The organism is Mesorhizobium sp. WSM4819 (assembly GCF_055811215.1).
This window is the reverse complement of the sequence record NZ_JBVVQO010000043.1, coordinates 46,136-53,949: the sequence shown is the minus strand read 5'-3', so window position 1 is coordinate 53,949 and position 7,814 is coordinate 46,136. Positions and strand designations below refer to the sequence as shown.

7 protein-coding genes are annotated in these 7,814 nt (G+C 64.8%); 2 read left to right on the top strand and 5 right to left on the bottom strand.

The features are described 5' to 3' along the window. The coding region (locus AC0L18_RS28000) for an ABC transporter permease (protein WP_473495086.1) at positions 1–337 on the top strand (337 nt) is incomplete at its 5' end. Then, entirely contained in the window at positions 334–1,302 is a 969-nt protein-coding gene (locus AC0L18_RS27995; protein WP_473495085.1) for a substrate-binding domain-containing protein, read from the top strand. The genes AC0L18_RS28000 and AC0L18_RS27995, both read left to right, overlap by 4 nt. A gap of 291 nt (positions 1,303–1,593) precedes the next feature. On the opposite strand, the gene AC0L18_RS27990 is transcribed toward AC0L18_RS27995, so the two are convergent. The 5 genes from AC0L18_RS27990 to AC0L18_RS27970 are packed head-to-tail and all read right to left on the bottom strand — an operon-like array spanning position 1,594 to position 7,804. Next, positions 1,594–2,055, bottom strand: a complete 462-nt coding sequence (locus AC0L18_RS27990) for a MarR family winged helix-turn-helix transcriptional regulator (RefSeq protein ID WP_091596340.1) — start codon at positions 2,053–2,055, stop codon at positions 1,594–1,596. Beyond that, on the bottom strand, positions 2,052–2,636 hold the full coding sequence (locus AC0L18_RS27985) for an amino acid synthesis family protein (RefSeq protein WP_473495084.1): 585 nt from the start codon (positions 2,634–2,636) through the stop codon (positions 2,052–2,054). Before AC0L18_RS27985 ends, AC0L18_RS27990 begins: the two co-directional genes overlap by 4 nt. Continuing rightward, entirely contained in the window at positions 2,629–3,510 is an 882-nt protein-coding gene (locus AC0L18_RS27980) for a UPF0280 family protein (protein WP_473495083.1), read from the bottom strand. Before AC0L18_RS27980 ends, AC0L18_RS27985 begins: the two co-directional genes overlap by 8 nt. 2 nt (positions 3,511–3,512) lie before the next feature. Continuing rightward, positions 3,513–5,054: a 6-hydroxynicotinate reductase gene (locus AC0L18_RS27975; RefSeq protein WP_473495082.1), complete on the bottom strand. Its 1,542-nt coding sequence runs from the start codon at positions 5,052–5,054 to the stop codon at positions 3,513–3,515. Beyond that, complete coding sequence (locus tag AC0L18_RS27970) at positions 5,051–7,804, bottom strand: molybdopterin-dependent oxidoreductase (RefSeq protein ID WP_473495081.1); 2,754 nt, start codon at positions 7,802–7,804, stop codon at positions 5,051–5,053. The genes AC0L18_RS27975 and AC0L18_RS27970 overlap by 4 nt, the downstream gene beginning before the upstream one ends. Between the last annotated feature and the right edge of the window lie 10 nt (positions 7,805–7,814).

Genomic DNA, 7,814 nt, shown 5'->3' with positions numbered 1-7,814 from the left:
CGGCGCCGGGCTGGAGCTCGATGCCATCGCCGCCGTGGTCATCGGCGGCACCAGCCTGATGGGCGGGCGCGGCAGCCTGATCGGCACATTCTGCGGCGTGCTGATCTTCGGGCTGCTCTCGAACATCCTGCAATTGCACAACATCAATTCGAACCTTCAGCTCGTGCTGAAGGGGATGATCATCATCGGCACCGTGCTCGTCCAGGAGCGCAATGCCGTTGATCTTCTCTACTATCTGCGCCTGCCTGGCGGAAAAGCGGCGCACAAGGAAACGACCGCAGCAAAGCGGCCGTCAAAAGAGACCCCGTCTCTAAATCTTGGAGGAAACAAGAAATGAAACGACGTGAATTGTTGAAGCTTGCAGCTGTCACCGCGGCACTGCTGACCACGACCGCGCTTTTGGCCAGCGGCAACGCCTACGCACAGGACAAGAAGTGGAAGATCGGCTTCTCGCAGGTGACGACCATCGAGCCGTGGCGCGCCCAGTTCAACAAGGACATCCTGGCTGAGGCCGCCAAGCATCCGGAAGTCGAGCTGATCGTCACCGACGGCGAGGACAAGACGGAAAAGCAGGTCGCCGATGTCGAAAACCTGATCCGCCAGGAAGTCGATGCGCTGCTGGTGTCACCGAAGGAATCCGCCGGGTTGACCGGTGTCGTGCAGCAGGCGATCGACGCCAAGATCCCGGTCTTCGTCCTCGACCGCAATGTCGAAACCAAAGACTACACGCAGTTCGTCGGCGGCGACAACAAGCTGATCGGCCGGGCTGCCGGTGAATACGCGGTCGAATTGCTCGGCGGCAAGGGCAAGGCATCAGGCAATGTCGTCGAGATCTGGGGCGGCATGGGCACCCAGCCGGCACATGACCGCCATGACGGCTTCCATGAATTCACCGACAAGGAGCCGGGCATAAAATATTTGCTCGACCAACAGTCGGGCGACTGGAAGCAGGACCAGGCCTACAACATCATGGCCACGGCACTGCGCAACAACGAGAAGATCGACCTCGTCTATGGTCACAACGATCCGATGGCCTACGGCGCCTATCTTGCCGCCAAGGATGTCGGCCGCGAGAAGGACATCAAGTTCATCGGCATCGACGGCCTGCCCAATGAAGGCGTGCAGCTTGTTGCCAATGGCGAGCTGACGGCGACGTTCACCTATGTGACGCCGGGCGCCGAAGGGCTGCGGCAGGCGATCAAGTTCCTGAACGGCGAGAAGGTCGAAAGGACCATAACGCTGCCGACGCAGAAGATCACCAAGGAAAATGCCGCCCAAATCCTGAAGGAGCACGGGCTCTGAGGCGTGTCGCCGGTGAGGGCGCTTGAGGGACGCGGCATGGCGCTGCCCCTCATCCGCCTGCCGGCACCTTCTCCCCTATAGTGACGGCGAGAAGGTGACTGACCGAAACGCTGCACCCTTTTTTCAACGCTGGCGATTGGCGAAACCATCGGTGGCGGCTTCTTTCTCCCCGTCACTATACGGGGAGAAATGCCCGGCAGGGCAATGAGGGGCAGCGCAGACCGAACAAGCTGGCTCGGCCAGGTATCCGAAAACGCGGACTCTTACGGCCTAGGCTGACCAAGGCCGCGCTCACGCCAGCTTGGCCAACAGCCTCATGAAAATCGCCGCCTCCTTGGATGAAAGCGGCGCCAGCGTTTCCTCGGTGATCTCGCGGGCGATCGGGATCAGCCGCTCGACGGCCTTGCGGCCTTCCGCGGTCAAATTGACCAGCAGGCGCCTTTTGTCGACCTCATGCTTGGAAAGCTCGACCAGGCCGCGCGCCTTGAGCCGGTCGATGACACCTTTTACCGTCGCCGCGTCCATGGCGATCAGGCTGCCAAGCTGGTTCTGCGAGGTCTCGCCGACATCGTGCAACTTGGCCAGCGCGGCGAATTGCGGCGGCGTCAGGTCGGCAATGTGCGCGGCGAAGATCGAGACATGGCGCTGGTGCGCCTTGCGCAGGATGAAGCCGACCTGCTCCTGCAGGCGGTAATCGTTCTCGTCGGGCTCCTCGGCCTCGACCAGCTTGAGCTTGATGTCTTCGGCGCTCACCGCAGTCCGTCCCATGCCTTGATGTCCTTTGCCGCGAGACCGCCCATGCGGTCGTGCACGCGCGGGCCGCAGGTCATGGCGAGGCAGAACAGGATCTCGTCGGCACGAGGCCCGTCGCTGATGCCGACCTCCATGGCATCGAAATGACTGCGCACATAGGCGGCGTTGATATGGCCGAGCGGCACGTCGAGCCGCGCGCCGAAGGCGCCGACCTTCTTTGCCGACGGCACGATCGCCTTGGCGTCGCCGAGCCGCTCGCGCATGGCATAGCCGCCAGGCACATGCCACAGCGCGCCATGCTCCAGTTCGCCGGCGATACCGACGATGGCGCCCTTGCCGTAGCCATCGATCTGTTTCACGTCGCCGCCCAATGCGGCGATCAGTTTGTCCGAGAGCAGCAGCCCGAGCGGCTTCAGATCGTCCATGGCGCTCTGCAGGTCTTCCACGTAGCGGCCGGCGAATGGGTTGTTCACCACCGCCATGGCGGCGGCGCGGCGGCGCGGCACCTTCGCCACCGGCCCGCCCTCATGAAATATCTCCTCGGTCAGCACCGCAATCTTGCGGATCGCAAACTCAGGCATGGGCAATTTCCTTCCTTGATTTCTCGTTGGGCGCAACGAGCGCCATGGGGCCGGCGATCCGTGCCTGACCGGCAAGGAACAAGGCTGAAGCGGCAATCAGGCCAAGTCGCCGAAACTCTTCGGCCACGGCGAGGCCGTGGTCCAGCGCGACGGCGATTTCGCCTGATGAAAGCGCGCCGACGCCCTGGGTGACCAGGCGATCGCCAAGGTCGCTGTCGGGCGCCAGATCGCGCGCCGGCATGCGCTCGATGGCGCGATGACCGGGCAGGTCGACGGCGTTGGCGATCAGGGTCGCGGCGGCATCGGCTTCAGCACTGGTCCGCGCCAGTACGGTAACAGCGTCGGCGATGCCGAGCGAAAAGGAACGGCCGCGCCAGCCGCTTGTCGCGATGCCGCGGATCCCGTCTTCGGCACGGATCGTGATACGGTCTGCCAGTCCATGACCTGTCCCGGCAATGGCAAGCGTCATGGACCGGCCTTTGCCGAGATGGATCGCGCTGTCGCCGCCATTGTTGACATAGGCGCGATCGAGCCGGCGGCCGGCCAGCAGCGCGCCAAGCATTTCGTCGGCTACCGAACCGGCGACCGCAGCCATCGGCGTGATGAATTGTTTCGCCAGCGGAACAACCGCCGCTTCCATGCGTCGCGCCGTCGGGCCAGCGAAAGCACGGGACCGCGACGAGGCCGGCCGGCGCAGTTCCGGCAGTTCGTCGACGAGCTCCTGCAGGATTGTTTGAAACCGCGCCACCGCCTGGCCATAGGCGGCGCGGCATTCGCCCGCATCGCCAAATGCCTCGACGATCAGGTCGATCGGGCCATGATTGAGATGCAGCCGCCTGCCGTCCTCAAGCCAATACGCCTGCGGGCCGTTCATCACTACTTTGCCCCGTCTGCCGCTGCGCGCCGCAACTGCGCCAGCGGCGGCCATGGGTTGCTGGCCGGCGCGCCCGTGCCGCGGCGCGGGTTGAGATACTCGCCGCCTTTGGCGAGAATGTCGTCAACGCTGCGGATCTCGGCTTCGTAGCCGCCGAGCCTGATATAATCGTCGCGGCGCAGGGTGAACTCGATCGGCGCCACCAGCGCCGGCGTCGGCACATAGCCGAAGGCGCCTTCCGGCACGCGGGTGACGTCGACCATCAGCGTGATGCCGCCGCCCGGCCAGACATAGACCGGCGCGCCGCCGACCGTCACATAGGTCGTCAGGCCCTGCACCGAGCGGGTCAGATTGACCGGGTTCTCGGTGACGCCGGCACGCAGCGAGCCGCCGGCGCCGCCGACGAACAGCACGGTGCACAGCGCCGGCTCGCAATTGTCCTCGATCAGGCCGACGGATTTCTGCAGCCGCTCGGGGAACGGTTTCTGCACCGGCTTCAAGGCGTCGTCGAGCTCGTAGTAGGCGAACTGCTCGCCGGTGGTCGAGACCATCAGCAGCGACAGGCCGGGACGCGCGCCCTTCTTCGCATTCCATTCGCCAAGGATCGACAGCGGGTCGGAAATGCTGGTGCCGCCCCAGCCGAGGCCGGGCTCCGACACCTTGAAATAGCGGCCCGGCGTCGAACGGCGGCCGATGATTTTTATCCCCGTGTCCTGCCAGCCGAGCACCTTGCCTGCCTGATGCTCGGAAACGACGCCGGTGATGTGGTCGTCGACCACCACCACCTCGTCGACCAGGCCGCGCCACTGGGTGGCGAACATGCCGATGGTGGCCGAGCCGCAACCGACCCGCATCCGCTGTTCAAGCTGACCGTCGATGACCGGCGGCTTACCGGCTTCGACGATGACCGTGGCACCGCCGTCGATGGTGAGTTCGACCGGCTTGCGGTTGCATAGATTGAGCAGCGCATCGCAGGTGGCGCGACCTTCGGCCTTGGATCCGCCGGTCAGATGATGCACGCCGCCCAGCGACAGCATCTGCGAGCCGTATTCGCCTGTCGTGACATGGCCGATCGCCTCGCCCGCCGCGCGGACCGTCGCCGTTTCGGGGCCGATATGCCGGTCGGTGTCGATCTTCACCTTGACGCCGCAGTAGGAGAAGATGCCCTCGGTGACGACGGTGACGAGATCGACACCTTCGACCTCCTGGCTGACGATGAAAGGCGCCGGCTTGTAGTCGGGATAGGTGGTGCCGGCGCCGATCGCGGTGACGAAGCGGCGGCCGGTGTTGAACAGCTCGCCGTCCCATTCTTCGCCCTCGGCGACAAACGGCACGACCGCGCCGCCGGCCTCGGTCGCGTGGTCGAGGATGGTCAGCGGATCCATCCGCACGATCCTGCCGCCGACATTGCCGTAGCGGTCGCAGGCGCCGGTGCGGCCGTCTGCTATGTAGCACATGACCGGGCAGGCATCGCAGCGGATCTTTTCCGCCACCTGCTTCTCGCCGGGATCATGCGTCTCGAAGCGTTCGGCAAGCTCGCTCATCGGCGTGCCTCCTTGTCGCGTATCGCGGCGCGGATTCGGGTCGGCGTCGCCGGAATTTTGCTGACCAGGACACCGGTGGCATGGCGGATGGCATTGAGGATCGCCGGTGCCGTCGGGATCAGCACATGCTCGCCCAGGCCCTTGGCGCCAAAGGGTCCTTCCGGATCCGGAACTTCAATCAGGATGGTCTCGATCGGCGGCACGTCGCCGATCGTCGGGATCAGGTAGTCGTGCAGATTCTCGGTGCGGCCGGGGATGTATTCCTCCATCAGCGCCATGCCGATGCCTTGCGCGATGCCGCCTTCGATCTGGCCTTCGGCAAGCAGAGGATTGATCGCCTTGCCGACATCATGCGCGGCGGTGATCTTGATCAGCTTGACCGTGCCGAGCTTGAGGTCGACCTCCAGTTCGGCGATCTGCGCGCCGTAGCCATAGACGGCGTAAGGCTTGCCCTGGCCCCTGGCGTCGAGCGGCAGGGTCGGCGGGTCATAGCTTTCCTCAGCGCGAAAGACCAAGCCGTCGGCATCGGCCTTCAACGTGGACAAATCGATATGCCGTGTCGCTTCGCCCTCGCGGATGATCAGGCTTGCGCCATCGAGAGCGATCGCCGCTTTTTCCGACACATTGGCGAAGCGCAGCATCGTCTCGCGCAAGGCGCGACCGGCTTTTTCGGCGGCCTTGCCGGTCACGAAGGTCTGGCGCGAGGCCGACGTCTTGCCGGCGTCCGGCGTGATCGCCGTGTCGGCGCTTTTCAAGCGGAATTTTTCGAGCGGCAGGCCGACCGCGTCGGCACAGATCTGGGCAATGACCGTGTTCGAACCTTGCCCGATATCGACCGCGCCCTGATGCAGGATGACATCGCCTTCAGCCGAGATGCCGACCCTGATGGTCGACGGATTGGGCAGCGAGGTGTTGCCGCAGCCATACCAGCAGGAGGCGACACCGACGCCGCGTTTCCTGCTGTCATTGGCACTGTTGAACGCAACGGCATCGACAAGCGCACGCATCCAATGCGGCCGCAGCGCTTCAAGGCAGTCGGCGATGCCGACGCCCGATTCCAGCCTCTGGCCGGTGACCGTTTCGGAGCCGTTACGAAGGCAGTTTTTCAGGCGAAAATCGAGCCGGTCCAGCCCAAGCTTTTCGGCAAGCTCGTCATAGAGCGTCTCCTGCATGATCGTCGCCTGCGGCACGCCGAAACCGCGGAAGGCGCCGGAGATCGGCCCATTCGTGTGGATGGCGCGGCCCTCGGCCCGATAGTTCGGCGTCGCATAGGGACCGGAGGCGTGCACCGGCACGCGGTTGGCGACGGTCGGTCCCCAACTCGCATAGGCGCCGGTGTTGAAATCGCCTGCGAAGACCATGCCGGTGACGCGGCCATCGGCATCGGCGCCGATCGTCGCCTTCATCTCGGCGGGATGACGCTTGGTGGTCGAGATCATCGATTCATGACGGGTATAGGCGAGTGCCGCCGGCCGCCCCGTCTTCATCGCGACCAGACCGATCAGCGGCTGCAACGAAACGTCGAGCTTGGAGCCGAAGCCGCCGCCGGTGGCGGTCGGCACGATCCGCACCTTGTCGACGGCAAGGCCAAGCACTTTTGCGACGTCGTCGCGATCCATATAGGGCGCCTGCGTGCAGGCAACGACGACCAGCGTGTCGCCGTCCATATAGGCATAGCCGGCTTCCGGCTCGATATAGGCGTGCTCGACATAGGACGTGTCGATGGCGCCGGAAACAGTGAACGTAGCGCCGGCAAGGGCGGCGTCGGGGTCACCACGCTCGACAAAGCCTGATGTGAGCAGGTTTGCCGGCCGGTTCTCGTGGATCAACTGCACACCGCCGGCTTGCGCCTCGCATGGCTGCATGACAGGCGGCAACTCGGTCCAACGAACAGGAAAATCCGCAAGGTCGAGATCGAGGATGGCCTCGCGCTCGCCGGCAACCAGCGCCACCGCCTCGCCGCGAAAGCGCGAAAAATCTTCGGCCAGCGCCGGCTGGTCGGCAAAAGGCGCAATGACGCCGAAGCAGTTCTTTCCCGGGATGTCGGCAGCGGTGAAGACGCCAACGATGCCGGGATGGACTTTCACCCAGGCGTCGAGATCGCCGAAGGCGAAGCGGGCGTGATGATGCGGCGAGCGGAACACCAGCACCGCCAGCGCATCGGCCGGGAAGGAATCGCCGCCGAATTTTTCGCCGCCGGTGACTTTCGGCAGGCCGTCGAGCCTGATCGGGGATGAACCAACGGCGTGGCCGGACTGCGGCATGCGATGGTCGAGGTCATCTGCATGGCGCGACGCATCCATCACCGCCGCGACGATCTTGCGATAGCCGGTGCAGCGGCAGAGGACGCCGCCCAGGGCATCCAGGGTTTCGGCCTCGGTTGGATTGGGGTTGCTGTCCAGAAGCGCTGTCGCCGCGATGAGCAGGCCGGGTGTGCAGATGCCGCATTGCGCCGCGCCATGGTCGAGAAACGAGGCCTGCAGCGCCGACAATCTGCCGTTGGCGAGACCCTCGACCGTGGTCACCACGGTGCCAGCGGCAGAAGCCGCAGACATCAGGCAGGCGCAGACAGGTTCGCCGTCGACAAGCACCGTGCAGGCGCCACAGTCGCCGGCGTCGCAGCCGACCTTGGTGCCGGTCAGCCGCAATTCGTCACGCAGCACCGAAGAGAGACGGCGAACCGGCGGCACGCAGACAGAGACGGCGGCGCCGTTGACCTCGAAGGCGATGTCGGCGCGCTCCATGCTCATGCCAGGCTGA